This window comes from Mucilaginibacter rubeus (assembly GCF_003286415.2).
In the GTDB taxonomy this organism is placed as follows: Bacteria; Bacteroidota; Bacteroidia; order Sphingobacteriales; family Sphingobacteriaceae; genus Mucilaginibacter; species Mucilaginibacter rubeus_A.
Genome location: NZ_CP043450.1, coordinates 5457390 through 5483396, shown reverse-complemented (window position 1 = coordinate 5483396; position 26007 = coordinate 5457390). Strand labels below are relative to the sequence as shown.

19 protein-coding genes, 2 tRNA genes and 3 rRNA genes are annotated in these 26007 nt (G+C 43.9%); 16 read left to right on the top strand and 8 right to left on the bottom strand.

The annotated features are described in order from the left end of the window. Positions 1-118: 118 nt before the first annotated feature. From msrB to DEO27_RS21785, 3 genes are all read left to right on the top strand, one after another. Complete coding sequence (gene msrB, locus DEO27_RS21795) at positions 119-613, top strand: peptide-methionine (R)-S-oxide reductase MsrB (RefSeq protein WP_112568584.1); 495 nt, start codon at positions 119-121, stop codon at positions 611-613. A gap of 23 nt (positions 614-636) precedes the next feature. Then, a complete protein-coding gene (msrA, locus tag DEO27_RS21790) occupies positions 637-1305 on the top strand; it encodes a peptide-methionine (S)-S-oxide reductase MsrA (protein ID WP_112568582.1) in 669 nt (222 codons plus the stop codon). Positions 1306-1457: 152 nt separating this feature from the next. Continuing rightward, positions 1458-1751, top strand: coding sequence for a putative quinol monooxygenase (locus tag DEO27_RS21785; RefSeq protein WP_112568580.1), 294 nt, complete (start codon positions 1458-1460; stop codon positions 1749-1751). 96 nt (positions 1752-1847) lie between these two features. On the opposite strand, the gene DEO27_RS21780 is transcribed toward DEO27_RS21785, so the two are convergent. The 3 genes from DEO27_RS21780 to DEO27_RS21770 form a co-directional block, all read right to left on the bottom strand. Continuing rightward, positions 1848-2975 (bottom strand): TlpA disulfide reductase family protein, encoded by a 1128-nt coding sequence (locus tag DEO27_RS21780; RefSeq protein WP_112568578.1) that lies wholly within the window; start codon positions 2973-2975, stop codon positions 1848-1850. A 103-nt stretch (positions 2976-3078) separates the two neighbouring features. Then, positions 3079-4266 carry a TlpA disulfide reductase family protein gene (locus DEO27_RS21775; protein ID WP_112568576.1) on the bottom strand — a complete coding sequence of 396 codons (1188 nt, stop codon included), beginning with the start codon at positions 4264-4266 and terminating at the stop codon, positions 3079-3081. A gap of 57 nt (positions 4267-4323) precedes the next feature. After that, positions 4324-5505, bottom strand: coding sequence for a formimidoylglutamase (locus DEO27_RS21770; protein WP_112568574.1), 1182 nt, complete (start codon positions 5503-5505; stop codon positions 4324-4326). A 210-nt stretch (positions 5506-5715) separates the two neighbouring features. Between DEO27_RS21770 and DEO27_RS21765 the strand changes: the two genes are divergently transcribed. After that, complete coding sequence (locus DEO27_RS21765) at positions 5716-6684, top strand: NAD-dependent epimerase/dehydratase family protein (protein WP_112568572.1); 969 nt, start codon at positions 5716-5718, stop codon at positions 6682-6684. A gap of 278 nt (positions 6685-6962) precedes the next feature. Continuing rightward, positions 6963-8252, top strand: a complete 1290-nt coding sequence (locus tag DEO27_RS21760; protein WP_112568570.1) for an HAD-IB family phosphatase — start codon at positions 6963-6965, stop codon at positions 8250-8252. Here DEO27_RS21760 and DEO27_RS21755 read toward each other — a convergent pair. Further along, the gene (locus DEO27_RS21755) at positions 8249-8728 is read right to left on the bottom strand and encodes a universal stress protein (RefSeq protein ID WP_112568568.1); all 480 of its coding nucleotides are present in this window, start codon (positions 8726-8728) and stop codon (positions 8249-8251) included. The genes DEO27_RS21760 and DEO27_RS21755 overlap by 4 nt on opposite strands. 82 nt (positions 8729-8810) lie before the next feature. Here DEO27_RS21755 and DEO27_RS21750 point away from each other — a divergent pair, with 82 nt between their 5' ends. Continuing rightward, the gene (locus tag DEO27_RS21750) at positions 8811-9764 is read left to right on the top strand and encodes a tryptophan 2,3-dioxygenase family protein (protein WP_112568566.1); all 954 of its coding nucleotides are present in this window, start codon (positions 8811-8813) and stop codon (positions 9762-9764) included. Positions 9765-9893: 129 nt separating this feature from the next. Further along, on the top strand, positions 9894-10964 hold the full coding sequence (locus tag DEO27_RS21745) for a branched-chain amino acid aminotransferase (RefSeq protein WP_112568564.1): 1071 nt from the start codon (positions 9894-9896) through the stop codon (positions 10962-10964). Between the two features lie 118 nt (positions 10965-11082). On the opposite strand, the gene DEO27_RS21740 is transcribed toward DEO27_RS21745, so the two are convergent. Beyond that, on the bottom strand, positions 11083-11829 hold the full coding sequence (locus DEO27_RS21740; RefSeq protein ID WP_112568562.1) for an SDR family NAD(P)-dependent oxidoreductase: 747 nt from the start codon (positions 11827-11829) through the stop codon (positions 11083-11085). A 372-nt stretch (positions 11830-12201) separates the two neighbouring features. On the opposite strand from DEO27_RS21740, the gene DEO27_RS21735 reads away from it, so the two are divergent. Both DEO27_RS21735 and DEO27_RS21730 read left to right on the top strand, forming a co-directional pair. Next, on the top strand, positions 12202-14382 hold the full coding sequence (locus tag DEO27_RS21735; protein WP_112568560.1) for an alpha-glucuronidase family glycosyl hydrolase: 2181 nt from the start codon (positions 12202-12204) through the stop codon (positions 14380-14382). A gap of 23 nt (positions 14383-14405) precedes the next feature. Next, on the top strand, positions 14406-15518 hold the full coding sequence (locus DEO27_RS21730) for a glycoside hydrolase family 43 protein (protein ID WP_223818016.1): 1113 nt from the start codon (positions 14406-14408) through the stop codon (positions 15516-15518). An 87-nt stretch (positions 15519-15605) separates the two neighbouring features. On the opposite strand, the gene DEO27_RS21725 is transcribed toward DEO27_RS21730, so the two are convergent. Together DEO27_RS21725 and DEO27_RS21720 are read right to left on the bottom strand one after the other, a co-directional pair. Next, positions 15606-16187 (bottom strand): NAD(P)H-dependent oxidoreductase, encoded by a 582-nt coding sequence (locus DEO27_RS21725; RefSeq protein ID WP_112568558.1) that lies wholly within the window; start codon positions 16185-16187, stop codon positions 15606-15608. Positions 16188-16263: 76 nt separating this feature from the next. Then, positions 16264-16854, bottom strand: coding sequence for a Crp/Fnr family transcriptional regulator (locus DEO27_RS21720; RefSeq protein WP_112568556.1), 591 nt, complete (start codon positions 16852-16854; stop codon positions 16264-16266). 201 nt (positions 16855-17055) lie between these two features. Here DEO27_RS21720 and DEO27_RS21715 point away from each other — a divergent pair, with 201 nt between their 5' ends. From DEO27_RS21715 to rrf, 7 genes are all read left to right on the top strand, one after another. Continuing rightward, on the top strand, positions 17056-17703 hold the full coding sequence (locus tag DEO27_RS21715; protein ID WP_190295186.1) for an FUSC family membrane protein: 648 nt from the start codon (positions 17056-17058) through the stop codon (positions 17701-17703). Continuing rightward, positions 17651-18067 (top strand): hypothetical protein, encoded by a 417-nt coding sequence (locus DEO27_RS21710; RefSeq protein WP_146749981.1) that lies wholly within the window; start codon positions 17651-17653, stop codon positions 18065-18067. The genes DEO27_RS21715 and DEO27_RS21710 overlap by 53 nt, the downstream gene beginning before the upstream one ends. A 650-nt stretch (positions 18068-18717) precedes the next feature. Beyond that, positions 18718-20235: ribosomal RNA gene (locus DEO27_RS21705) — 16S ribosomal RNA — on the top strand. A 209-nt stretch (positions 20236-20444) separates the two neighbouring features. After that, positions 20445-20519: transfer RNA gene (locus DEO27_RS21700), tRNA-Ile, on the top strand. Positions 20520-20606: 87 nt separating this feature from the next. Further along, positions 20607-20680 (top strand) — tRNA-Ala (locus tag DEO27_RS21695). A 265-nt stretch (positions 20681-20945) separates the two neighbouring features. Next, positions 20946-23821, top strand: a 23S ribosomal RNA gene (locus tag DEO27_RS21690). Positions 23822-24070: 249 nt separating this feature from the next. Continuing rightward, a 5S ribosomal RNA gene (gene rrf, locus DEO27_RS21685) occupies positions 24071-24182 on the top strand. The 16S, 23S and 5S rRNA genes sit together here with 2 tRNA genes alongside, the layout of an rRNA operon. A gap of 545 nt (positions 24183-24727) precedes the next feature. On the opposite strand, the gene DEO27_RS21680 is transcribed toward rrf, so the two are convergent. Then, on the bottom strand, positions 24728-25765 hold the full coding sequence (locus DEO27_RS21680; protein WP_112575862.1) for a DUF4097 family beta strand repeat-containing protein: 1038 nt from the start codon (positions 25763-25765) through the stop codon (positions 24728-24730). Positions 25766-26007: the final 242 nt, after the last annotated feature.

Here is a 26007-nt window from a genome sequence, read left to right as displayed (position 1 = left end):
ACTTTTTTATCTTTTTATTTAAGCAGGAAAAGCTGTCACTGGTGAACTATAGTAATTAAATGATAGAAATATTTTAGTTAACCTGTAAGGTTCTGCTCATATCTGCGACAAAAGGGGTATGAAAAAGATAAATCTGTTTATTATGCCATTGATGTTGTTTGCACTCAACGCATGCAGTCAAAGCGCGCCGCATACCGAAAATGTTGTTGATACTAAAACGTACCCGCTTGCTAAACCGGCCAGCTACTGGAAACAGGTATTAACGCCCGAGGCTTATGAGATATTGGTAAATAAGGGAACGGAACAGCCGTATCATAACCCTTATTGGAACAACCGTGAGAAAGGAATATACGTGAGCGCGGCCACCGGAAAACCGTTGTTCAGTTCGGACGCCAAATTTGAATCGGGCACAGGTTGGCCAAGTTTTTTTAAACCTCTCGATCCTAAAGCCATCAAAATTGTAAAAGATACATCATATGGGATAGTGCGTGAGGAGGTGGTTGAAGCCAGTACCGGTTTACACCTCGGCCATGTTTTTAATGATGGGCCCGCGCCTACAGGTAAACGCTATTGTATGGATTCATATGCGTTCAAGTTTGTTCCGGCTAAATAATTAAACTATTAAATTAAAAGATCATGTTGACAAAAAAGTTAAATATATGCCTGTTGGGCTTGCTGATATTATTTGGTTGCGCCAACGCCCAAACCAGTGAAAGTGGCTTTGCGAGCCTACCGGCCCCAAAAGCAGGTGAAAAGGTTGCCACTTTTGCAGGTGGCTGTTTCTGGAGCCTTTCGGAAGGTTTGTATGAGTTAAAGGGCGTTAACAGGGTGGTGGCAGGATACTCTGGCGGTACAACAAAAAATCCGACTTATGAAGATGTTTGTGGTAAAAATACCGGTCACGCGGAATCGGTACAGGTATACTACAATCCTTCCGAAATAAGTTATGCCGCTTTGGCCGAGGCATTTTTTTACGCCCATGACCCTACAACGGTAAACAGACAAGGCCCGGATGTAGGTGATGATTATCGCTCAGTAGCTTTTTACCGTACTCCCGAAGAAAAGAAAACACTGGAAAACGTAATAGCTAAAGTTAATGCCAGTCATCATTACAACAGCCCTATTGTAACCCAGGTTGTACCGTTTAAAGTATTATATCCTGCCGAAAATTACCATCAGGGGTATTACCGCTTGCATATGGATAATCCGTACATCACGCATGTATCTGTGCCAAAGGTGTTAAAACTGCGCAAGGCGATGAACAGCTTGTTGAAGCCGGAGTTTCAGCATAAGGATCAAATTTAAGTGTGATTGTCGTTGTATTTGGTTGGCCGGTTGTTCTTGTTGTTTATTTTGAGGCAGCCGGCACCAAATAACTAATTGATTGTTAAACAATACTGAACATCTGATTTATAATTCAGGTAAAAAATAAATTACATCACCTCAAAAAAACAAACATGGTAAAATTTGCATTGTTGGCCAGGCTTGAGGCCAAACCAGGTAAAGAACAGGAAGTAGCTGATTTTATAACAAGTGCCCTGCCACTTGCGCAGCAGGAAGCGGATACCGTAAGCTGGTATGCGTTGAAGATTGGCCCTTCAACCTTCGGTATTTTTGATACGTTTGAAACAGAAGCAGGTCGCGAAGCACATTTAGGTGGCGAAATTGCCAAAGCACTGATGGCAAAAGCACCTGAATTACTTGCCTCTGCACCTGTAATAGAAAAGGTTGATTTGCTGGCAGTAAAATAAAGTCATTCTTTGAATTTCAATACTACAGAATAAGAAGGGCTTAAATAAAAAAGGTTCGGTGATAGCCGAACCTTTTTTATTTAAAGTGTTGTATGTTTAGATTTTTCCAAATAGCTCGGCAAGCTTATTCTCCAGGTCCTCGCCACGCAGGTTTTTACCTATGATCTTTCCGTTAGGGTCTAACAGGAAATTTTGAGGGATACCGCGTACAGCATATAAATCTGCAGCTTTGCTGTCCCAGAATTTAAGGTCGGATACATGGTTCCAGGTCAGGCCATCTTTATGGATAGCCGCCAGCCATTTATCTTTCGCATTTGGCCTGTCTAACGATACACCAAGAATGGTGAAGTTTTTGGCTTTATATGCATTATAAGCTTTCACTACGTTAGGGTTTTCACGACGGCATGGACCGCACCATGAGGCCCAGAAATCTATCAGCACATATTTTCCACGGAATGATGACAGGCTAATCATTTTACCGGCGGTATCGGCTTCTGCAAATTCAGGAGCTGTGGCGCCTAATGCTACAGCTTTTAATTTAGGCAGGCGTTCTGCAAATTTCTTACCCGCTTCGGTTGCTTTAATAGCCGGGCTGAAGTTGTTAAATAATGGGGCAATATCAACGTAATCGGCACTGTATGCGTATGATTCAAGCGCGTTCAGGCTCACGTACGAGTCAGGGTTTTCCTGGATGAATTTTTTATTTACCAGGGCATCCTGATCATCTATCTTTTTTTCCTCGGCGTTTAATGCTGCCAGTTGGTCTGGTGTGGCGGTTTTACGTTTGGCAGAAAGTGCTTCATAAGCATCGTTAATTGGTTTTTCGGCCAGGTTATATTTTTCGTTATCGTTATTGGTTTTGGTGCCTTCTATTTTCGCTTCAGCAATTTTATCGGTTGCGGTTACGGTAATAGTGCCAGGCTCCAGGTAAAGGGAACGGTAATCTTCTGAGCTGTGGAGGCCGGTGCCTTTAGGGTTAAATAAAATATAACCGCTTACTGGTGTCGTGCCTGTTTTACCGGTAAATTTAAAGTTTCCACTATTCAATACTGTGGAGTCAACGATAGTTTTACCGTCTTTACGGTATTGCACATACACTTTTGCAGGTGCGTTATAATCGCCAATTTTACCTTGCACGGTATATTGGGCATCCTGAGCAAAAGCTAAAGCAGGGGCGCTTGCGATTGCCGTTAAAGCTATTTTTTTAATTGAGGTCAAGTTCATATCGCAATATAATAAAATTAGCCGGCTATTAAATAACCGGCTAACTCAATGGTGAATTTGACATAATAATGAATGAAGCTTTCTTGAAAGCTATAACATTCAGTTAATTATATTTTCCAAACAATTGCTCCAACTTGGCATCAAGGTCTTCGCCGCGCAGGTTTTTTGCAATGATCTTACCCTGTGGGTCTATCAGGTAGTTTTGCGGAATTGATGTAACCGAATACAGCGCGGCAGCCTGGTTATTCCAGAATTTCAGATCGGATAATTGCGTCCAATCCAATCCATCGCTTTTAATGGCTGCCAGCCATGCCGATTTGCCATCGGGCCTATCCAAAGAAACTCCTACTACTGTAAAGTTCTTGTTTTTGAACCTTGCGTAGTTACGTGCTACGTTAGGGTTTTCCTGGCGACAAGGGCCGCACCACGATGCCCAAAAATCAAGCAATACATACTTGCCTCTGAAAGATGATAATTTTACGGGGTTGCCGTTAACATCGTTCTGGATAAAATCCGGAGCTTCAGAACCAATGGCGGTTACTTTCAAAGCTTCCAGCTGCGCCTTCATCATTTTACCGGCTTCGGTGTCTCTAATGTTTTGAGATAATGAATTGTATAATGGCTCAACTTCGCTTACATCCGGGGCCGGGCCACTTACCGAAGTTAGGGCAAGCAGGCTTAAGTAACTATTAGGGTTGGCCGAAATAAAGCTTTTCAACGTTGTTTTTTGCTCTGTTTGTAATGCTTTATACCTCGCCTGCATAGCACTTCTGAAAGCTGCCGATTTCTGCTGCTCAGGGGTTGCGGCTTTAGCTTCGGCCATTAGTTTTTCGCCTTTTTGGTTGATGGCTTTTAACTGTGCCTGTAGTTTTACATTATCGATATTGAGTTGTGAGCCAGTGATTTGCGCTTTATCGATAGAATCTTTGCTGGCAATAGTGATCGTGCCTTTTTCCAGGAAAAAATCCAGATCATCGGCAGTTTTTGAAATAAGGCTGCCATTATCAGCATATTTATAATTAGCGTCGATGAATTTTTCGAGCGGTAAGCCTTTGTAGTTAACTGCTATGGTAGCGTTAACAGGGTTGATGATAGTACCGGTAAAAGAGAATGCACCGTTAACAACATTGGCTGAATCGGTAACATTGTTGGCACCCAACTGGTATGATAAATACACTTTAGCGGGAGTGCTTACGTTCCCTAATTTACCGTTAATAATAAAGGTGTCGTTAGTTTGCGCAAGTGCCGTTACCGGCAACATGGCAACTATGTAAAAAAATAATTTCTTCATCAGAATGTATAAAAACTCTACGCTGCTAACGTTTGAGCATGGTTAAAATTGTGAATATCAGTTTAATTTTTGATAGGTGCGCCACCAGAGATCGGGCAATTCGCCGGACGTAGCGGTTTTATAATCGGCGTAGCTACAGGGCACTAAATGAAAACGCTCATTAGGTGAGCCCGCCGAAGGGTAGGGGACCTGCATCCACCAACGGTCGGATTTTTTACTTTTTACAAATACCACTTCCTGATCTTCATGAGTTAAACTGGTTTTATAAATAAGGTATTGCGATTTAGGGTTAAGCGGAAAATCGCGTTTACGGTTATAAAAGCCATCAATAAAATACCAGATCATTTGGGCCAGTTGCCAGGCGGTTTGCCCGTTGCTATCATACGCCGGGTTAAACTCATAAAAACCTATCGAGGTAAGTTTATCATTAAAACCGGCGTAGCGGCAAAGCTGGCAAGCTTCTTCGCCATAAAAACCATTTGGTGTGGCATTGGCATTACCCATGGCATCGGCAGCCCGGATAGCGCCGATATCAAAGCTTACCATACTGGCATTGCGGATGGCAGGTTCTGTAACTGCAACATTACCACTCAGCTCGCCAAGGCGGTGTACATCAAAATAAAGCTTATCCATTACCCGCAGGCTATCCTGGCTTACAAAATAGGTTTGATAACCCAGGTTACTGAAATTGAACAGGTAATTAGGGTCATGCAGGAATATTTTGTTAAGATAGGAAGCAGAGGTCGTTTCGATGCTTTCGCCGTGATTATCTTCATCCAAATCAAAATGCGAATCGATCACTACCAGATCGACTTTTTGCTCAAGTTCCTCATAACCCAGATACTGAGCGTAGGTAATGTCCTGCCCGCCGCCTAAAATAACCGGGATAATATCTTTCTTGATCAGTTCAGCCACTACGGTTTTAACCGCGAAGTAGGTGTCCGTTACCTTTTCGCCGGCGCGGATATTACCCAGGTCGGCAATTTTTACCGAGTAGCCGCCCTCGTTTAACTGGTAAAGTTTTTCGCGGATATAATCGGGGCCAAGCGAGCAGCCGGGATTACCAACCGCGTTGCGATCATCCATAACACCGATGATCGCGATATCCGTTTTCTCTTCCAGATCGGGAAAATCGACAGAGTAATGCACAATTTTATCGCCAAGCTGGCTGGTATAATAACCCTTTTTAGGAGCTATCTTTTTAAGATCAATCGGCGTAAAAAAATCAGCTAATGACATAATTTTTAGATGTGCAAATTTTTAGATGTGCAGATTTCAGATGTGCAAATGTGATTATAAATGTGCGGATTTCAAATGTGCAGATGTGCAAATGATTTGCAGATATTTTAGATTACGTTTTAATGTCTTGTAAAGGAGTTCATATCGGAGATGTGCGCATCAAAAAATAATCTGCACATTTGCACATCTGAAATCTGCACATTTAAAGGAATGATCTTAATAACAGGCGCAACCGGTTTTCTTGGGGCCGAACTGGCAAAACTTTTGGTAATTACCACCGGCCAACGGATCCGCTGCACTAAAAGGGCAAGCTCAACTGTGCCCAAATTGCTGTTGCCTTACCAGGAAAACATTGATTGGGTTGACGCCGATATGATGGATATTTTTGCACTGGGCGAAGCGCTTGATGGCATTACGCAGGTTTATCATTGTGCCGCTTGGGTATCATTGAAACAGGCAGATAAAGAACCGATGATTAACACCAATGTTACCGGAACTGCCAACCTGGTTAACCTTTGCACTGAGCGTGGCATAAGGATGGTACACGTAAGTTCGGTAGCTGCCGTTGGCACCGCCAAACCCGGCGAACTGATCACCGAAAATCATCACCTGGAGCAATCAACAGAGAACGACGGTTATGCCATATCCAAATTGGAAAGCGAGATGGAAGTTTGGCGTGGTATTGCCGAAGGGTTGAACGCTGTTATTGTTAATCCATCTATTATTATAGGAGCAAGCGCCGGTACTCAGGGGAGTGGTGCATTATTCAATACTGTACGCAAAGGGCTAAAATTTTATACATCGGGCACTATAGGTTTTGTTGATGTTGAGGACGTTGCCAAAAGCATGGTTGGATTAATGAACAGCGACATCACGGCCGAACGCTATATCATCAGCGCCGAAAATCGTGATTATAAAGGGATGGTTACCGAGATAGCCAACGGCTTTGGTATCAAGCCGCCGGCTATATATGCAAAACCCTGGATGATGGAACTGGCCTGGCGCTTGGCGGCTGTTGGAGCTGCTTTAACAGATGGTGTTCCTGCTATAGATAAAACATCGGCCCAAACCGCTTCGCTAACCCGCGAGTTTGATAATTCAAAAATTAAGAAAGCCATAGGTTTTGAATTTAAACCCATCAGCAATACGGTTAAGGAAATTTGTGAGGCGTTAAAATAGTCTGTATTAACGGTTGACAGGAGGCACCTACGGAGCCTTCGGTTTGGATTTTTTTCTATAAACATGATACTCCTACGGAGTTTTGAGAAATAGTATTGACACTCCGTAGGAGTATCGTGTTTATAGCTTAGATTACAGAATCAAAGTCAGACTCCGTAGGTGTCTCCTGATATTAAAGCGATTTTTCCTATTTTAATAAAGAATAGCAGGATATCTAAATTTAAACTACAAACTCTCTATACTTCCTCAGCAAATTTTTTTGCACCTTTGCACGCAAGATGGAGCAGTACTTTATTATTGATTTCGACAGTACCTTTACACAGGTTGAGGCCCTTGACGAACTGGCCCGTATATCTCTCAAAAATCGCCCCGACCGCGAGGATATCTACAAACAGATTGAAGATTTAACCAATGCCTCGATGGAAGGTAAGTTATCCTTTACCGAAAGTTTAGAGCGCAGGGTGAAATTACTCAATGCCAATCGCGATCATTTAAAGCAGCTGATCAGCCACCTTAAAAAGAAGGTTTCTACTTCGTTTTCTCGTAATACCATCTTCTTTAAAAACCACCAGGACGAGGTTTTGATTGTATCCGGCGGGTTTAAAGAGTTTATTACCCCGGTAGTTACCGAGTATCATATTAAAAAAGAAAACATCTACGCCAACACGTTTGAGTTTGACGAAGAAGGTAATATCATAGGTTATGACCGTGAAAATCCGCTTTCGCAGGAAGGTGGTAAAGTAAAGCTGTTGAAAGAGCTGCAATTGCCCGGCGATATCTACGGCATTGGTGACGGTTATTCTGATTTCCAGTTAAAGGAATCAGGCATGATCAAAAAGTTCTTCGCCTTTACTGAAAATATCGAACGTAAATCAGTAGCCGAAAAAGCCGACCATGTTACTCCAAGCTTTGACGAATTCCTTTACCTTAATAAACTGCCACGTGCTATCTCGTACCCTAAAAACCGCATTAAATGTTTGGTTGTAGGTAATGTTGATGAAGATGCGTTGGATCAGCTTAAAAAAGAAGGTTACAACATGCGCCATCGCGAGAGCGTTGAAGAAAAATACTTAGAAGAAGCCGGTGTGTTATTTTGCGATGAAGAACATCAGCCAAGTGCCGGGCAGGTTCAAAATGCAGGTAGGTTAAAAGTAATCGGTGTGTTCGGTAAATGCAACCGTAAACTGGCCGATGCCGCTGCCGAAAGCGGGATTATCATATTTGACGATCCAAGGCATAACCCGCACAGTAACGATTTCCTTCCAAAAAGGGTAATGGCTTTCATGAACGAGGGTAAAACGCATACCAGCTGTAACTTCCCTGATCTGCAGCCACCGCGTGTTAATAATGCTCACCGTTTAATTCACATCCATAAAAACGTACCAGGTATCCTGGCCAAGATCAACGACGTTTTTGCCCGCCATAATATTAATATTGTGGGCGAATTTTTGGTTACTAACCCCCAGATAGGTTATGTAATTACCGACGTTAATACAGGCTATGATACCGAAGTGTTGAATGAGTTAAAAGCGATTGAACATACCATTAAGTTCAGGCTTTTATATTAATCTTTGGCTTCAATATAAGGTATAACCAGTACAGGTATCAATGATTTATTGATCACCTGTTCAGCAACGTTGCCTAAAAAGAATTTATCGATACCGGTACGGCGGTGCGTGCCTAAAACTATCAGATCAGCATTAAACTCCTGGCTGCATTCAATAATGCCTTCGGCTGTTGAGCCGTACTGGGTGAAGTGAGCTATTTCTAAACCTGTGCCCCACTCTTTTGATGCCTGGTTTAGCAACGCGGCGGATCGCTCGGTTTGTAATATTTCTAATTCTGTCCCCGGCAGGTTTAAGTTAGGATCAAAAGGCGTACCGAGCAGGCCATCCTGGGTGTCAACAGGCATCACAATGGGTTCAACTATATGTACCAGACCAACCTCGGCACCGTAGGTATGTGCTATGTCAAAACCGTAAGCAGCAGCATGACGTGAAAATTCGCTTTCATCAATGCCGATGAGTATCTTCCTGATCTTCATAATAATATTATAAGGTTTGTATCCATATAACAACCTAATACGGATATGTTTTAGCCGGATACTATTTTATTACCTTTGAAGCATGCATTTCTCACCCGAAATTGAAGACCGCTTAAACCGGTTGCAGGAAAAATATGAAGCCATGGGCCAGGATATGAATTCATATCTCGATGGTTTACTTTATGCCGATTTTTTAACCTACTGGGATTACATCCACCTGGATACCTTGCTTAGTTTACAAAACCCTAAAACCCCATTTCCCGACGAGGAAATTTTTATTATTTATCACCAGATCACGGAGCTGTATTTTAAACTTGCCCTGCATGAGTGCAGGCAAATAGCAGAAGCCAGCCCCCTGACAGCCGAGTTTTTTACAGCGCGGTTAAAAAGGATCAACCGGTATTTTGGTGCGTTAACCCATTCGTTTGAGATTATGGTTGATGGGATGGAGAAAGAACAGTTCCTGAAATTCAGGATGTCTTTACTGCCTGCAAGTGGTTTTCAGTCGGGCCAGTACCGCATGATTGAGATCTACGCGACCGATTTCATAAACCTGGTGGCAAAGGATAAACGCGAGGAGTTACAACACGCAACTATCGAAGAGCAATTTGAGTATCTGTACTGGAAATTTGGAGCTACCGAACTATCTACCGGAAAAAAGACATTGACACTTAAACAGTTCGAAAAAAAATATTCAAAAAGCTTTATTGAGTTGGGGAAAGCAGCTGCTTCGCATAACTTTAATACGCTGGCTAAACAGTTTGAAGCATCTTCAGAACTTACAACAGAGCTGCGCAACGAACTGCGCCAATTGGATATCAATGTCAATGTGAATTGGCCACTGTCACATTATAAGTCGGCGGTGCGCTACCTTAACCGCGAACCGGAAGATATTAAGGCAACCGGCGGCACCAACTGGCAAAAATACCTGCCTCCGCGTTTTCAAAAGCGGATCTTTTATCCCTGGGTGTGGAACGAAGAGGAAAAAGATAACTGGGGCAAAGCTTGGGTTGATGATGTGCTGAATGGTATTTAAGCTTTGCGATGATATTGTCAAAATGATATTTTTATGTGTGATAATCACCAATTACACGCTTAATTTTTTGGCATAGGCCATAAAAATGCCTAACTTGCCATTTTCTATAATTTATTAATTTATAATGCCATGACCGAGACATTGGACATCAAGATCAGCAGGACAACTGCTTCCCGTTTGCAGCAAACGGACTTCGACAACTTACCTTTTGGAAAAACTTTTTCTGACCACATGTTTGTGGCCGATTACGCGGACGGTGAATGGAAAAATCTCTCGGTCATTCCCTACGGCGAAATTGGTCTAAGCCCTGCAATTTCAGCACTTCACTACGGACAAGCGTTTTTTGAAGGCCTGAAAGCCTATAAACATGCCGATGGAAAAATTACTGTTTTCCGTCCGGATAAAAATGCTATCCGTTTTAACAAATCGGCCGAGCGCCTTTGTATGCCAACTTTGCCTGAGGAAATCTTTTTGCAAAGTATAGCTACCCTGGTTGACCTTGACCGCGACTGGGTACCTTCACAGCCAAACCATGCTTTATATATACGCCCGTTCATGTTCGCTACCGATCCGTATTTGGGTGTGACTCCATCTTCAACTTATAAATATATGGTATTGGTTGGCCCGGTTGGTCCGTACTTTTCAAAACCATTGCGTGTTAAAATCGAAACACACTATACCCGCGCTGCTGAAGGTGGTATGGGCTATGCTAAAGCTGCCGGTAACTACGGAAGCTCTATGCTGCCTGCCCGTAAAGCAACCGAAGAAGGTTTTGATCAATTGATCTGGACTGACGCTAAAGAGCACAAGTTTATTGAAGAAATGGGCGCGGCTAACGCTATGTTCCTGTTAGATGGTAAACTGATAACTGCCGAAGCTAAAGACACTATTTTGGATGGCGTAACCCGCGACACCGTTATTGCCTTAGCTAAAGAATGGGGTATCCCGGTTGAAGAACGCAAAATTTCTGTAGCTGAAATTGTTGAAGGTGCAAAAAATGGTAAGTTAACTGATGCCTTTGGCGCCGGTACCGCCGCTACCATTGCCCCTGTTGCCTCAATCAGCTACGAAGGTCAGGAATATTTCCTGAGCGATCCGAAAACCCGTGAGTTTTCGAATAAAGTATTTGATACGCTTGATGCTATTAAATATGGTACCGCTCCTGATACCCACGGTTGGAACTATTTGGTTAGTGAATAATTACAGCAAACATAAAACACAAAACGCCCCGGATTTTCCGGGGCGTTTTGTATTTATATACGATTTCAGGCTACAATTTCAGACTTACGAAGTTTTCGAAACTTCGTAAGTCTTTCGCCTAAAATCCTATCGAATTTCCTCCGTCAACCTGCAAAATAACTCCAGTCACATATTTGGCGCTATCGGTAGCTAAGTAATAAACAGCTTCGGCTACATCGGCTGGTTCGCCTAATTTGCCCATAGGAGTGCGGTTCATTACTTTTTGCATACGGGCGGGATCGTTATTTAACGCCTTGGCCGACATATCGGTAGCAATAAAACCCGGGGCAATACAATTAACCCGGATGCCTTGTGGTGAAAGCTCGGTAGCCATGGCCCGGGTCATCCCTTCAATAGCGGTTTTTGAAGCGCTGTAGGCGATAACATAGGGGATCCCATATTGCGCCGCCATCGAACTGATATTAATAATACTTCCACTTCCTGTTTTTAACATACTTTTTACTACTTCGCGGCTTATTGCAAACACCGATATGAGGTTGGTTTGGATCACTTTTGAAAATTCTTCATCTGTTACTTCGGCGAAAGCTTTTTTATGATTGATACCGGCATTGTTAACCAGGATGTCGGGTATGCCATATTCAGCTTCAATTTCGGCAACCAATTGCGGAATACCGGATGTATCACTCAAATCATATTGCCTGTAGTGACAGAGTTCGCCGAATTGTTTCACCGTCGAGGCCAGTTTTGCCTCATCCCGGCCGATAATTATAGTCTTGATGCCTTGTTCGGTAAATTTTTTGGTGGTAGCCAGCCCAAGGCCCGACGCGCCTCCTGTAACAATGGCAAGTTTTGTTTTTGAGTTCATGTTTTTTAATGATGTTTTCAGGGTCGATTCATTTATCCCTTCGGCTTCGATAAGCGTAAGCTTTAAGTTTATTAGGTGGCTAAATGTAGAAAATATTACTTATTAACCCGGTTGTAAATAATTGATTAATCAATGTTTTATAGCTTAATATTTATCAATGGTCGCCCGGAATAGTCAACGAATTATCACCCGGTAACTGTTGTTTATGTTGACAATGATTTTTATATTGCAATCGATTGCGGTCGAGATTGCTTTTTATAAACCAAACAAAGCAAAGTAGAATATTTTTCTGTTTTGCGCGTGTATTTCATCAGATTATAATGCGTTTGCTATAAATTATATTCATGCTTATAAAGTTGAATTAACAATGTCATGGGTAAATATTCATTAAAGTACTTGTGCGTGCTGATGTTGCTTTTGCTCAAAACGGGCAGCAGTGCTTTTGCTGATAATGGCTATAAACTATGGCTTGAATATAATAAGGTAGGTAACCCTCAACTGGCAGTAGCTTACAGGCAGCAATTGAGCTACGTGATCTTCCCCGCTGCATCTGACCGGCTGAAAGCGGCAAAATTTGAGCTTTTAACCGGACTGGATGAAATGTTGACATTGAAACCTGTCGATGCAAAAAGCATCACCAACGGGCAAACTATCATAATAGGTACACCACAATTATTAAAATCTTTTTCGATAGCCGTTCCGGATAGTATCGGCGGCGAAGGATATCTGATCAAAACAACACTTATCGGCCAAAAGAAATGTATCCTCATTGCTGCTAACTCAGATGTTGGGGTTATTTACGGCGTTTTCAACTTTTTGAAACTTATCCAGATAAATCAATCGATAAGCAAACTGAATATTTCAGACCATCCTCGTATGATGTACCGGGTATTGGATCATTGGGATAACCTGAACCGTACCGTAGAGCGGGGATACGCCGGTTCATCCATCTGGAACTGGCATAAATTACCTGGCGTAATTGATCAACGGTATATTGATTATGCACGAGCCAATGCTTCGGTAGGTATCAATGGTTCCGTAGTTAATAATGTAAATGCCGATGCGCTGATCCTTTCGCCTCAATATTTATTGAAGGTACAGGCGTTGGCCAATGTTTTCAGAACATATGGTATCAAAATCTACCTGTCGGTTAAATTCAGCAGCCCGGTTGAGTTGGGCGGCTTGAAAACTGCCGATCCGCTTGATCCCGCGGTAAAAAAATGGTGGGCAGATAAGGCTGATGAAATTTATAGTTATATCCCTGATTTTGGTGGCTTTTTGGTAAAAGCTAACTCCGAGGGCCAACCTGGTCCGCAAAGTTATGGACGTACCCATGCCGATGGCGCCAATATGCTGGCCGATGCGCTTGAGCCTCATCATGGCATAGTGATGTGGCGGGCTTTTGTCTATGACAATAAAGTTCCGGACGACCGCTTCAAGCAGGCCTATAATGAATTTAAACCACTGGATGGTAAGTTTAAGGATAACGTGATAGTGCAGGTTAAAAACGGGCCAATAGATTTTCAGCCGCGAGAACCTTTTCATCCTTTATTTGGTGCGATGCCTAATACCCCGCTCATGATGGAATTTCAGTTAACACAAGAATATCTCGGTTTTTCAACGCACCTGGTTTATGAGGCGCCGCTGTTTGCCGAATGCCTGCAATCAGACACTTATACGCATGGTAAAGGATCAACCGTTGCCCGGGTAATCAAAGGCGATTTCAACAAAAAACTAATCACCGGGATGGCAGGCGTGGCCAATATTGGCGCTGATTTAAACTGGTGCGGCCATCCGTTCGCGCAAGCTAACTGGTATGCCTTCGGTAGGACGGCCTGGAACTCGGATCAATCTCCGGCTGTAATTGCTGATGATTGGCTTCGGATGACTTTTACCGATGATGAAAACTTTGTATCACCGGTGAAAAAGTTCATGCTACAATCAAGGGAGAATACAGTGAATTACATGGCCCCGTTGGGTTTGCACCATATCATGGGCGTATCAACACATTATGGTCCCGGCCCTTGGGTTGATAATGCCGGTCGGCCGGATTGGAATGCGACCTATTATCACAAGGCTGATTCATCTGGGATAGGTTTTGACCGTACCGGTACGGGTAGCAATGCTTTAGCGCAATATGCCCCTGAAGTTAAAGCGCGTTGGGAAAGCCTGCAAACCTGTCCGGACGAATACCTGCTCTGGTTTCACCATTTAAGCTGGACCTACAAAATGTCTTCGGGCAGATCATTATGGGATGAGTTGGTTTACCACTATTATGCCGGAGCTGAATCCGTTAAACAAATGAGTCGCACATGGGAAAAAATGGAGGGTAAGATAGATGCTGAACGTTTTAGTGAAGTAAAACAACTGATGCAGGTGCAGCTGAACGAGGCAATAACCTGGCGCGATGCCTGTGTTTTATATTTTCAAACGTTTTCAAAAATGCCAATCGAGACAACATATCCAAAGTCGCAACACCCGCTTGACTATTACAGGAACATGAAATTTTACTATGTACCGGGTATCGGCGGCAATAATTATATGACCAATTAATCACCACTATAAACCAAACGTAAATGAGCAAGCAATTTACCATAGCCAGGTTAACTATTATGTGTTTAGCACCGTTCTGCATTTTGAACGCGTGTAATTCATCAACCAAAAAAACAGCTGATACAACCGACAGTACAAAAACGGATACCGCTAAAAAAGTAAAATATCTGTCGCAGCCGCTCATCAGTTCCATTTATACTGCCGACCCATCGGCGCATGTGTTTAACGGTAAAATTTATATCTATCCATCGCATGATATCAACGCAGGAATCCCCGAAAATGACAACGGCGATCATTTTGCCATGAAGGATTATCATATCCTGTCGATGGATAGTGTTGGTGGTAAGGTGACCGATAATGGTGTAGCACTTGATATCAAAGATATACCATGGGCAGGCCGGCAACTTTGGGCTCCCGATGCAGCTTATAAAAATGGCACCTATTACCTGTATTTTCCGGTGAAGGATAAAAAAGATGTGTTCCATATTGGTGTTGCAACTTCGGCCAGCCCGATTGGCCCGTTCAAGGCCGAACCTGAACCCATAGCCGGGAGCTACAGTATTGACCCGGCTGTGTTTACTGATACTGATGGCAAAACCTATATGTATTTCGGCGGTATCTGGGGCGGTCAGCTTCAACGTTGGATTAACGGAAAGTATGACGCCAACGGTTCAAAGACCGATTCAAAGCAGGAAGATGCCCCGGCTATAAGTTGCAAGGTGGCGCTGCTTAAACCTGATATGAAAACCTTTAACGGCACAGTAAAGGACGCTGTAATTTTAGATAGTCTTGGCAAACCACTGTTAACCAAAGACCATGACCGTCGTTTTTTTGAGGGCTCGTGGATGCATAAATATAATGGTAAGTACTATTTCACCTACTCAACAGGCGATACGCATTTGCTTTGCTACGCGATAGGCGATAGTCCGCTGGGGCCGTTTACATACAAGGGGGTATTCATGAAACCGGTACAGGGTTGGACAACTCATCATTCCATCGTTGAAATAAAAGACAAATGGTATATATTTTACCATGATACCCAGTTATCAGGCAAAACACATTTGCGCAATGTGAAGGTTACAGAGCTGCAGCATAATACCGATGGAAGCATTAAATTGATTGATCCTTTTTTGTAAGCTATAAGCGAGGATTAATATTAAAAGGCCCTCTTTTGTAGAGGGCCTTTTAATATTAATAAGATGAGGTCTATAAGTTCTGCTATCTCATTTAAGTTCTTTACCTAATTGATTTACCTGTTTTAGCCATTTTTCCCTTTGTTGATCGGTTGATTTTCTGATAAATCCAAAAGTGGAGAAGCGGATTGGATCGAACCCAACATAACCGAATACAATGTCTTTAAGGATCTGGTATTGTGATGCCCGGTAAATCAGGTAAAACCACCATTTGGGAGTATCCATGGTAACCATCAGCCGCATACTTTTTCCCTTCAGCAGTTTTTCAGGGAATATTTTGCCTGATTGGTGTTTAAAAGCAAAGCCCGGCAAAAACAACCTGTCTATAAAACCTTTGGTTATGGCAGGCATAAAACCCCACCAGTTTGGATAAACAAATACCACGTGATTTGCCCAGGTAAACATTTCTTGCGCGGCCAAAAGATCATCTTCCATATACTCGCCGGTTTTATAACCTTCGGCAAGGTTTACATCAAATTTTAACCTGGATATATAAAGTACCTTACAATTGGCGCCGGCACTTTCCGCCCCTCTTTGATAGGCATTGAGCAGCGCGTTACAAAATGAAGTTTCTGAAGGGTGCCCGAGGATGAGTAGTATATTCTTTTTCATTGCAGTATCTTGTTGATTGACAATGCAAATCTGCTAAGGAAATAGAAGGGCTACCTGACACATATGTGCCAAAAAACTATTGATGCGCTAATTTCTGGCGAATACGGGTAAGGGACTGTCGCTCGATGCCCAGATAACTGCAAAGATGAGATAAGGAGACGCGGTTAAATAAGCTTTTCTTGTTCCGGCTGAAATCAAGATAACGTTCTTCAGAAGTTTGGAAGATGAAACTCTCTATGCGGGCTTGTTGTCGTTTTAATACTTCTTCTGCAATTAAGCGGCCATAGCGCTCAAATTGGGGAGATTGCCGGTAGATCCATTGCAGATCGTCAAACGAAAGGCAAACAAAAGTGGCAGGTTCCAGGCACTGGATAGAGTACCGGCTGGGTTGCCGGACTATGAACGAATGATAATGTGTGGCATAGTCGGTTTCGGCATAAAAGCCAACTGTACGCTCGTTGCCCTCATCGTCAATATAAAAAGAACGGACTAAGCCGTTGGCGATAAATCCCAAAGCTTTTTGGATTTTCCCGGCTTCCAGGAAAAATTCTTTCTTTTTTAGCTCTTTAATGGTGAGTTTAGAAGCAAATAACGCAAGCTCATCATCAGTTAGCTCCGGGCAAATAGCCTTTACTGATTCCAGATATATGTTTACTGCTGCTACCATTATTGTTTATTTTTTTCATATCACCCACCAGTCATTTTAAAGATAGCAAAAGCTGATTGCTGATAAAAATAAACCTCATGTTTTGCACTTGCCCGTAGTTTGGCTTGTTCAGAAGGGTTTTTCTTTTAACAACATAAATAGGAATTGCTATGCATGCATAATAATTACTATCATTGCAAAAATTTTAACCGGCTCAACCTCATGCAAGTTTTACATAAACAATGGCTACAATTTTCGTGCTTCTTGCGTGGCGAGTATCTTGTTAATGCGGTTCGTTGCACAAGCGTGATAGTTGCCCCGGTAATTGTTTTTGCCAGTATTGGGCTACTTACAACCGGAATTTACATGGGCCTTGGCACGTTGCTGGTGTCGCTCACTGATTTGCCTGGTCCACGTATAAATAGATTGAGGTTTTTATTTCTGGGTAGCCTTACACTTGGATTCGTCGCCTTCATTACAGCCATTGCATTGCCTTCTCCCTGGTTGATTGCTTTATTGATGATCAGTTTTTGTTTTGGTTTTTCAATGCTGGCCGCCTATGGTGGTAACCTCAACGCAATTGGCTCACTGGCACTCATCATGATGGTTTTTACCATAGGACTTAGGCCGGCAGATGCTTTTTCATTTGCATGGCCAATTATATCCGGGGGCATTTGGTATACCGTATGCACAAGTGTCGATACATACTTTTTTCCTCACAGAAGCATAAACAACGCGCTAAGCGAATGTATGGTTGCGATGTCGCATTTTTTGAGAAAGAAAGCTGATTTTTACAATGGTGATATTCCATTAGCCGATGCCTATAAGGATATTATTCCCGGACATTTATCTCGAACATCTCCGGAATGAACCTCCGTCAAGCGGATTTGATCTGGATTTGCTTTACCGGTTTCAGGTGTTTAATCATGAGCTGTATGCTTCGATATCCTCATTGTTTCATTCGCAACTTGGCGGAGATCAATTTCAAAATAATCCGGATATCGTTAAATCGCTGGAATTTTCGTTGATCTATTTAAAGAGGGGATTGTCTGTAATTTCCGGAACTGTAGAAGTATCGGCCTTGTCTGACAAGGAACCGTATATGGATTCCTATAATTTCGATGATCATTTTGATGTGCCTAAGCAATTGGAAGTAATAACTATCCGGGCGCCTCAGGTTTATGATCAAACCAAAATAATGAATGCTTTCTGGATGGCAGGTGCATCGAAATAGTATACCGGATGGGGTATAGCTTAACTTTTTCTCCTTGAGGAATAGCGAGTTAAAGAAAGTGCAGGGCGAATACTCAGAAATAATTTGGAGGGGAGTAAAAAGTGACTACCTTTGCAGCCCGCAAACGAGGAAGCGGGGTTTGTTCTTTAAAGGTTGAAAGTGAATAAGGAAAGCGAAAAAAGATTAATAAAATCTTTTGTGAGACTGGAAAATAATTCACACCTTTGCAGCCCGCAAACGGGGAGAAGAGAGAGGTTGAGCGGGTCCAGAACAAAAAGAAAAAAAGTTTTGGAAAAGAGAAAAAGGTTGTTACCTTTGCAGCCCCAAGCGGGGAAGAAGTTTAAAAGCTTCTAAAAAGAAGAGGATGAGGGTTTTAGGCCTTTGGAATCAAAACGGAAAGAGAGCGATTCTCACCGGATAAACTGACAAATCAAAACGGTTAACACCGAAAGATTATATAGCTGAACTGAGATGGGGAGGCGAGCAAGTTCTTTTAAGAAATGGAAATCATGTAGCGTAACGGGAGACCGACGGAAGCTAAGGCAGAAGAAGGTTGAAGAGTTACAAAAAAAGCAAGCGAACTGTATAAAGATATAATAATACAGATTCTATTAATTAATAATAGGGTCAGTGAACAAACAAAACATTTTACAATGGAGAGTTTGATCCTGGCTCAGGATGAACGCTAGCGGCAGGCCTAATACATGCAAGTCGGACGGGATTTGGGAGCTTGCTCCCGATGAGAGTGGCGCACGGGTGCGTAACACGTATGTAACCTACCTTAGTCAGGGGATAGCCTCTCGAAAGAGAGATTAAGACCGCATAACATCATTGAATGGCATCGTTTGATGATCAAATATTTATAGGACTAAGATGGGCATGCGCAACATTAGCTAGTTGGTGTGGTAACGGCATACCAAGGCTACGATGTTTAGGGGATCTGAGAGGATGACCCCCACACTGGTACTGAGACACGGACCAGACTCCTACGGGAGGCAGCAGTAAGGAATATTGGTCAATGGACGGAAGTCTGAACCAGCCATGCCGCGTGCAGGAAGACGGCCCTATGGGTTGTAAACTGCTTTTGCAGGGGAATAAACCTCGGTACGTGTACCGAGTTGAATGTACCTTGAGAATAAGGATCGGCTAACTCCGTGCCAGCAGCCGCGGTAATACGGAGGATCCGAGCGTTATCCGGATTTATTGGGTTTAAAGGGTGCGTAGGCGGCCTGTTAAGTCAGGGGTGAAAGACGGTAGCTCAACTATCGCAGTGCCCTTGATACTGATGGGCTTGAATGTACTAGAAGTAGGCGGAATGTGACAAGTAGCGGTGAAATGCATAGATATGTCACAGAACACCAATTGCGAAGGCAGCTTACTATGGTATGATTGACGCTGAGGCACGAAAGCGTGGGGATCAAACAGGATTAGATACCCTGGTAGTCCACGCCCTAAACGATGAACACTCGATGTTGGCGATATACGGTCAGCGTCTAAGCGAAAGCGTTAAGTGTTCCACCTGGGGAGTACGCCCGCAAGGGTGAAACTCAAAGGAATTGACGGGGCCCGCACAAGCGGAGGAGCATGTGGTTTAATTCGATGATACGCGAGGAACCTTACCCGGGCTTGAAAGTTAGTGAATGTGACAGAGACGTCACAGTTCTTCGGAACACGAAACTAGGTGCTGCATGGCTGTCGTCAGCTCGTGCCGTGAGGTGTTGGGTTAAGTCCCGCAACGAGCGCAACCCCTATGTTTAGTTGCCAGCATTTAAGGTGGGGACTCTAAACAGACTGCCTATGCAAATAGAGAGGAAGGAGGGGACGACGTCAAGTCATCATGGCCCTTACGTCCGGGGCTACACACGTGCTACAATGGATGATACAGAGGGCAGCTACCTGGCAACAGGATGCCAATCTCACAAAGTCATTCACAGTTCGGATCGGGGTCTGCAACTCGACCCCGTGAAGTTGGATTCGCTAGTAATCGCGTATCAGCAATGACGCGGTGAATACGTTCCCGGGCCTTGTACACACCGCCCGTCAAGCCATGGAAGCTGGAAGTGCCTGAAGTGCGTAACCGCAAGGAGCGTCCTAGGGTAAAGTCGGTAACTGGGGCTAAGTCGTAACAAGGTAGCCGTACCGGAAGGTGTGGCTGGAATACCTCCTTTCTGGAGCAGATTTGCGAGCAGTGACTCAGGACTGTTACCTACATGATAATTTCTTAAAACACAAAAAAAGACAAAAGGAAACCCAGAAGATGAAGCCATCGATGTGGGCCGGCCGCTGAGGCCAGGACACGAGTGGCAGTAAGCAGTGGCAGCAGCAGTAGGTAGAAAGATCCTGCAAACTGCAACTGATAACTGCAACTAAAAAACACAGTCCTGTAGCTCAGCTTGGTTAGAGCACTACACTGATAATGTAGGGGTCAGCAGTTCAAATCTGCTCGGGACTACAAGGGTAAGCAGCAGTAAGAAGTAGCAGCAGCAGTAATAAGAGAAAAACTGCAACTGCAAACTACAAACTGCGGACTCATCTGAAAGGGGGATTAGCTCAGCTGGCTAGAGCACCTGCCTTGCACGCAGGGGGTCAACGGTTCGAATCCGTTATTCTCCACATTGAACCGGAAGTCATTAAATCATCAGGTCATTGAGTCATTGAAAAATGATTTAATGCTAGAATGAAAGAATGACGGAGGATCAAAACGTTCTTTGACATATTGGAAGAAGTAATTGAAAACAAGAGAAAACAACAGATAGAGACGTTGTTGAGTTCAAAAGCTTCAGGAGATCAAAACCGCAAGGTAATGAGCAAATGAAACAATGACTTAATGACCGATCTAAATAAAGACATACCTTGCGGCGCAAAAGGCGCAAGAGTAGAAGAAAGTAAGAAAGGGTACACGGGGGATGCCTTGGCTCTCAGAGGCGAAGAAGGACGTGATAAGCTGCGATAAGTACCGGGATTTGCAAATAAGATTTGATCCGGTAATTTCCGAATGGGGAAACCTAGTTATTTGAAGAATAACTGCAGAATGCGCTAACCTGCCGAACTGAAACATCTAAGTAAGCAGAGGAAGAGAAAACAAAAGTGATTTCCAGAGTAGTGGCGAGCGAAATGGAAGAAGCCCAAACCTATATTGTTACGGCAATATGGGGTTGTAGGACCACAACATGAATATTAAAGAGAACCGGAACGGGGTGGGAAACCCGGCCATAGAGCATGAGAGCTGCGTACGGGTAATTGATAATAGGATAGTGGTATCCTGAGTACCGCGAGGTCGGAGACGCCTTGTGGGAATTTGCCGGCACCATCCGGTAAGGCTAAATACTCCTGAGAGACCGATAGTGAACCAGTACCGTGAGGGAAAGGTGAAAAGAACCCCGAACAGGGGAGTGAAATAGAACCTGAAACCGTGTACTTACAAGCGGTCGGAGCCTGGTAACGGGTGACGGCGTGCCTTTTGCATAATGAGCCTACGAGTTACTCTTCCCTGGCAAGGTTAAGTGTTTAAGACACGGATCCGAAGCGAAAGCGAGTCTGAAAAGGGCGTATAGTCAGGGGAGGTAGACGCGAAACCTTGTGATCTACCCATGGGCAGGTTGAAGGTGCCGTAACAGGTACTGGAGGACCGAACCGATAAACGTTGAAAAGTTTCCGGATGACTTGTGGGTAGGGGTGAAAGGCTAATCAAACTGGGAAATAGCTCGTACTCCCCGAAATGTTTTTAGGAACAGCCTGGCGGTTGAGTTATAAAGAGGTAGAGCTACTAATTGGGTGCGGGGGAGTCAAATCCTACCAAATCCAGATAAACTCCGAATGCTTTATAATATACGCTGGAGTGAGGCTATGGGTGCTAAGGTCCATGGCCGAGAGGGAAAGAACCCAGACCATCAGCTAAGGTCCCTAAATTATTGCTAAGTTGAACTAACGAGGTCCGATTGCACAGACAGCTAGGATGTTGGCTTGGAAGCAGCCATTCATTTAAAGAGTGCGTAACAGCTCACTAGTCGAGCGATCGGGCATGGATAATAAACGGGCATCAAGCAGTATACCGAAGCTATGGATTCACAGTAATGTGACTGGTAGGGGAGCATTCTATTATCCGGCGAAGCAGGAAGGTAACTGACTGTGGAGGGAATAGAAAAGCAAATGTAGGCATAAGTAACGATAAGGCGGGAGAGAAACCCGCCCACCGAAAGACTAAGGTTTCCTGATCAACGCTAATCGGATCAGGGTTAGTCGGGGCCTAAGGTGAAGCCGACAGGCGTAGCCGATGGACAACTGGTTAATATTCCAGTACTTTTTAATACTGCGATGCGGTGACGGAGTAGTGACACTGACGCGAACTGACGGAATAGTTCGTTAAAGGCTGTAGGTATAGAGTTTGTAGTTAAGTACGCAAATTTTGCTGAAAGCTGATAGTACACCAAATCTTCGGACGAGGTGATAGTTCAGGTAATCAGACTTCCAAGAAAACCCGCTAAGCTTCAGGTATTAAAAACCCGTACCGTAAACCGACACAGGTAGTCGAGGAGAGAATCCTAAGGTGCTCGAGTGAATCATGGCTAAGGAACTCGGCAAAATGGCCCTGTAACTTCGGGAGAAGGGGCGCTGGCAGCAATGTCAGCCGCAGTGAAAAGGCCCAGGCGACTGTTTAACAAAAACACATGGCTATGCAAAATCGCAAGATGACGTATATGGCCTGACACCTGCCCGGTGCTGGAAGGTTAAGAGGGGATGTTAGTCGCAAGGCGAAGCATTGAATCGAAGCCCCAGTAAACGGCGGCCGTAACTATAACGGTCCTAAGGTAGCGAAATTCCTTGTCGGGTAAGTTCCGACCTGCACGAATGGTGTAACGATCTGGGCGCTGTCTCAGCCATGAGCTCGGTGAAATTGTGGTATCGGTGAAGACGCCGGTTACCCGCAACGGGACGGAAAGACCCCATGCACCTTCACTATAGCTTAACATTGATATCGGATACAGGATGTGTAGGATAGGTGGGAGACTGTGATCCAGCTTCGCTAGGAGTTGGTTAGTCAACGTTGAAATACCACCCTTTCTGTATTTGGTGTCTAACTCTACGATGTGGAGAACATTGTTTGGCGGGTAGTTTGACTGGGGTGGTCGCCTCCAAAAAGGTAACGGAGGCTTTCAAAGGTAAGCTCAGTACGCTTGGTAACCGTACGCGGAGTGCAATAGCATAAGCTTGCTTGACAGTGAGACAGACAAGTCGAGCTGGGTCGAAAGACGGATATAGTGATCCGGTGGTTCTGCATGGAAGGGCCATCGCTCAAAGGATAAAAGGTACGCTGGGGATAACAGGCTGATCTCCCCAAGAGCTCATATCGACGGGGAGGTTTGGCACCTCGATGTCGGCTCGTCACATCCTGGGGCTGGAGAAGGTCCCAAGGGTTGAGCTGTTCGCTCATTAAAGTGGCACGCGAGCTGGGTTCAGAACGTCGCGAGACAGTTCGGTCCCTATCTGTTGTGGGCGTAGGAAGTTTGAGTGGGGCTGACCTTAGTACGAGAGGACCGGGTTGGACTAACCTCTGGTGAATCTGTTATGCCGCCAGGTGTACTGCAGAGTAGCTACGTTGGGAATAGATAAGCGCTGAAAGCATCTAAGTGCGAAACTAGCCACAAGATGAGACTTCCATTGAGGGTCGTAGGAGACTACTACGTTGATAGGTTACAGGTATAAAGGTGGTGACATCATAGCCGAGTAATACTAATTGCCCGAAGCTTTCTTCGTGAAGAAACGTTCACTGGTTCATTTGTTCAGTAGTTCATTGGTAGTAATATTGATGATAAGCAGGATAGATGAGCCGGTGAGAAACACAAAAACAGATAATGAACAACAAGTGCTGTTGTTTTCTCTTAAATTCAATCACTTCTTTCAATAATATGTCATTTATAAAGGCTGAAAGGCCCAAGGATAAAGGCGAAAGGTAATAAACCTTTGAACTTTAACCTTTAAGTTTTCACCTTAATAAAAAGAAATTCAGGTGCCTATATCGGCGGTGTCTACCTCTTCCCATTCCGAACAGAGAAGTCAAGCCCGCCAGAGCCGATGGTACTGCGGTAAAACGTGGGAGAGTAGGTCGGTGCCACCCTTTATCACCTTTAATGGTGCAACATTGCAAAAGCCTTAGCTAACCGCTAAGGCTTTTTGCGTTGATAATACTTTCATATTCCTACTACTCCAACATCGATAACAACCATCCAAACTAATCAACTACTCATCACTCGCCCCACAGCGAAGAAGATCCTTCGTGCATTAGCATGACATAATTAAAAAACAGAGTCATGCTGAGCCTGTCGAAGCATAGTGTGGTGGGCCTCTGCGCGCGTCCTTCGACAGGCTGACGATGACAGGCCCTCCACACCTGATGTCATATCACCTTTAAAGATCCGGATTTTCCCAACTCATGATGGCAAGCGCCGAAAATCCGTAATCCAACCACTCACCGCTCTCCACTTACCCACTGGCAGCGTTAGGGATAGTAGCGGATACCGGGCAATGAGCTTAAGGCCTGCAGGCGTATGAGCGCATAGCCCGGCCGGAGGAAACGCCATGATTTTTATATAACCCAGATCTGCCGGCTCAATTGCCGCGCGTTGTATTTAATTGTTGAAGTTTTATTTGGGGTTATTGGTATCAGTTAAACTTAACATTAACGTCACCGCCCGAGGCTTCGGCAATAATGGATGTGCCACCGTTGTTTAATTTACCTTGTACTAATCCTTCCTGGCGTTTACCTTTAAACCCATTAAATGATGGTAACCCTATGTTTTCGCCCCGTAGACTGAGATCGTAGCCTTGTTTTTGCGGTAATTCGATATTAATGTTTCCGGCACTTGAGCCAAGCTTTACATATTTGCCAACTTGGGTTAGTTCTGCAAATAAACTGCCGCCGCTGGTTGCAGCATCTAAGTTGCCTGCAATGTGTTTAAGGGTTATGCCTCCGCCTGATGTGCTTGCTGTAAGCTCGCCATTAATGTTTATTCCATCTATACCGCCGCCACTGCTTTGCGCGTCAATACTTCCCTTTAGGTTTGTAAGCTGAAGGGAGCCTCCTGATGTATTGAGCTTTATTTTGCCACTGCAGTTTTTTGCTTCAATGCCGCCGCCACTGGTTTCAAGGTCGATGTTATTATTGGAGTTGGAGATGTATATACCGCCTCCGGATGTATTACCACGGATGTTGCCAGTTAGCCTATCCAGCTGTAACCCTCCACCGCTGGTTGTAAAGCGTTGATCGCCATTTAAGTTATCCAGGCCAATGCTTCCACCGCTGGTTTCGATATTGGTAGAGCATTGTTTGGGTACATAAATTCGTAAAGAAATATTAAGCCCTTTTTTCCAATCAAAATTGCCACCCTGACGCTTGGTTTTAGCGCTTACTTTAATATTATGACCAGTAACATCTATATCAAAAAAATAATCGTTATCGAGCCGTTTTTTTATATCAGATTTAGAGAGCGCCGCACCGTTAGTAGCTTTGATATAAACTTCAATTCGAGGCGCCTGTCCCGCACTGCCGGTAACAACAATGCTACCAGCTGATGTTTTGGCAGTTACATTACTAACGGCATTGCCAGACAGCGATTTTGTTAAGTACAATGATTTGTTATCCTGAGCAGCGGCTACAAAAGTTTGGCCGGCAAGTAAAAGGAACATGATGTAGTTTTTCATGATATTGCGTTTTAGTTATTTTACAGATGTGACAGTTGTTTTGACGTGCGGGTTGCAAGTTTTTTATTTTAGTTTAAAAAACTCCAGGTAGGTTGATTCTGTTGAGGCCCGCACGGTGATTTGTAGATCAGATAACAGGATCAATATGAAACATTGGGGGGCGAAGATGGAGTGGTATTAAACCCAATGGCGATGACCCCTGAGTTTTGTAAGAAGAGAAAATTTATGCCGTTTAACAACAC

Coding starts and splice junctions, on each gene's coding strand:
- DEO27_RS21715 (WP_190295186.1), top strand. CDS start 17,056: ATGCAAGTTTTACATAAACAATGGCTACAATTTTCGTGCTTCTTGCGT.
- DEO27_RS21760 (WP_112568570.1), top strand. CDS start 6,963: ATGGAGCAGTACTTTATTATTGATTTCGACAGTACCTTTACACAGGTT.
- DEO27_RS21780 (WP_112568578.1), bottom strand. CDS start 2,975: ATGAACTTGACCTCAATTAAAAAAATAGCTTTAACGGCAATCGCAAGC.
- DEO27_RS21770 (WP_112568574.1), bottom strand. CDS start 5,505: ATGTCATTAGCTGATTTTTTTACGCCGATTGATCTTAAAAAGATAGCT.
- DEO27_RS21765 (WP_112568572.1), top strand. CDS start 5,716: ATGATCTTAATAACAGGCGCAACCGGTTTTCTTGGGGCCGAACTGGCA.
- DEO27_RS21710 (WP_146749981.1), top strand. CDS start 17,651: ATGCCTATAAGGATATTATTCCCGGACATTTATCTCGAACATCTCCGG.
- DEO27_RS21680 (WP_112575862.1), bottom strand. CDS start 25,765: ATGAAAAACTACATCATGTTCCTTTTACTTGCCGGCCAAACTTTTGTA.
- DEO27_RS21730 (WP_223818016.1), top strand. CDS start 14,406: ATGAGCAAGCAATTTACCATAGCCAGGTTAACTATTATGTGTTTAGCA.
- DEO27_RS21745 (WP_112568564.1), top strand. CDS start 9,894: ATGACCGAGACATTGGACATCAAGATCAGCAGGACAACTGCTTCCCGT.
- DEO27_RS21720 (WP_112568556.1), bottom strand. CDS start 16,854: ATGGTAGCAGCAGTAAACATATATCTGGAATCAGTAAAGGCTATTTGC.
- DEO27_RS21750 (WP_112568566.1), top strand. CDS start 8,811: ATGCATTTCTCACCCGAAATTGAAGACCGCTTAAACCGGTTGCAGGAA.
- DEO27_RS21755 (WP_112568568.1), bottom strand. CDS start 8,728: ATGAAGATCAGGAAGATACTCATCGGCATTGATGAAAGCGAATTTTCA.
- msrA (WP_112568582.1), top strand. CDS start 637: ATGTTGACAAAAAAGTTAAATATATGCCTGTTGGGCTTGCTGATATTA.
- DEO27_RS21735 (WP_112568560.1), top strand. CDS start 12,202: ATGGGTAAATATTCATTAAAGTACTTGTGCGTGCTGATGTTGCTTTTG.
- DEO27_RS21740 (WP_112568562.1), bottom strand. CDS start 11,829: ATGAACTCAAAAACAAAACTTGCCATTGTTACAGGAGGCGCGTCGGGC.
- DEO27_RS21775 (WP_112568576.1), bottom strand. CDS start 4,266: ATGAAGAAATTATTTTTTTACATAGTTGCCATGTTGCCGGTAACGGCA.
- DEO27_RS21725 (WP_112568558.1), bottom strand. CDS start 16,187: ATGAAAAAGAATATACTACTCATCCTCGGGCACCCTTCAGAAACTTCA.
- DEO27_RS21785 (WP_112568580.1), top strand. CDS start 1,458: ATGGTAAAATTTGCATTGTTGGCCAGGCTTGAGGCCAAACCAGGTAAA.
- msrB (WP_112568584.1), top strand. CDS start 119: ATGAAAAAGATAAATCTGTTTATTATGCCATTGATGTTGTTTGCACTC.